This window comes from Streptomyces sp. SID14478 (genome assembly GCF_010548525.1).
GTDB lineage: Bacteria > Actinomycetota > Actinomycetes > Streptomycetales > Streptomycetaceae > Streptomyces.
Genome location: NZ_JAAGMG010001442.1, coordinates 1 through 1,540, shown reverse-complemented (window position 1 = coordinate 1,540; position 1,540 = coordinate 1). Strand labels below are relative to the sequence as shown.

Sequence of the window (1,540 nt, the reverse complement as noted above, 5' to 3'; positions counted from 1 at the left end):
AGCGTCGAGGCGGCGGCCACCGCGTCGGCGACCGCGGCGCACTCCGCCTCCGTGCGGACGCCCGTGCGCGCGCCCTCGCCCGCGCCGAGCTCGACGACGACGTCCACCGGGCGGGACGCTCCCGCCGCCACCAGGGCCGCCTCCATCAGCTCGACGCCGCGTACGGAATCCACGTAGCAGGCGAAGCGGAAGTCGGCGTGGGAGTCCAGTTCGGCGGCGAGCCAGCGCAGGGCGGCGGCGTCGACGAGCTCGTTGGCCAGGAAGATCCGCTCGATGCCGAACTCCCGTGCCACGCGCACCTGGTGGGGCACGGCCAGGGTGATGCCCCACGCGCCGTGCTCGATCTGGCGGTGGAAGAGCTGGGGGGACATCGACGTCTTGCCGTGCGGGGCGAACGCGAGGCCGTGCCGGGTGGCGTACGTCTCCATGAGCGCGAGGTTGTGCTCCAGGCGCTCGGCGGACAGGGCGAGGACCGGGGTGGTGAAACCGTCCGTGAAGAGGTTCAGGCGGCGGTCCGCGAGCTCGGCGACCGTCAGGCCCTCGGCCTCGGGCGGCAGGCCCTTGAAGCGGAAGTCCACCCGCTCGCTCCCGAGCTCTGTCAGGCGGTTGGCGGTCATGGAGCCTCCTCCAGGCGGACTGTTGCAATATGTGCAACGGTCATTGCGTATGTCGCTTACTGCTGTCTAACATCCGAGCCAACGCCGGGTCAACGGAGCCGTTGACCCACAGCCCCCGAGGAGGACGCCCCCATGAACGGCACACCGGTGGACGTCGTTGCGCTCGGTGAGTCCATGGTCACCTTCGTCCCCTCCGTCCCGGGACGCCTCGCCGACGTGCCCTCCTTCGAGCGCGGCATCGGCGGCGCCGAGTCCAATCTGGCCTGCGTGCTCGCCGCCGGCGGCCACCGCGCCCGATGGGTCAGCCGGGTCGGCGCCGACGGGTTCGGCGACCACCTCGTCGAGGCCATCGGCGCGTACGGCGTCGACGTCTCCGCGGTACGCCGCGATCCTGCCCGCCCCACCGGCATCTACTTCCGCACCGCCGGCGACCGGGCCACCGACGCCCACGAGGTCGCCTACTACCGTGCGGGCAGCGCCGCCTCCGCCATGTCCGCCGCGAACATGGACCTGGACGTCCTGCGGGCCGGCCGCGTCCTGCACCTGTCCGGCATCACCGCCGCGCTCTCCGCCGACTGCCTGGCCCTGCTGCGCACGCTCCTGGGCACGGCCCCCGTCGTCTCCTTCGACGTCAACCACCGCCCCGGCCTGTGGCGCAGCCCCGAGGACGCGCGCGTGCTGCTCGACCTCGCCCGCGGCGCCGACCTCGTCTTCGTCGGCGAGGACGAGGCCGAGGACGCGTTCGGGATCACCGGCGGACCCGACGCCGTGCGCGCCGCCCTGCCCGAGCCCGAGCTCCTCGTCGTCAAGCGCGGCGCCGAGGGCGCCGTCGCGTACGACCGTGAAGGACGTCACTTCGAACCCGCCCCGCGCGTCGACGTCGTCGCCGCCGTGGGCGCGGGCGACGCCTTCGCCGCCGGATT

General features: G+C 73.4%; 1 protein-coding gene and 1 pseudogene. One reads left to right on the top strand and one right to left on the bottom strand.

What is annotated here, in order from left to right:
* Window positions 1-617 (bottom strand): annotated as a pseudogene (locus G3I40_RS45285) (amino acid deaminase); the annotation flags it as partial.
* A 132-nt stretch (window positions 618-749) separates the two neighbouring features.
* On the opposite strand from G3I40_RS45285, the gene G3I40_RS45280 reads away from it, so the two are divergent.
* A partial coding sequence (locus G3I40_RS45280) for a sugar kinase (protein ID WP_164560602.1) occupies window positions 750-1,540 on the top strand: 791 nt, incomplete at its 3' end.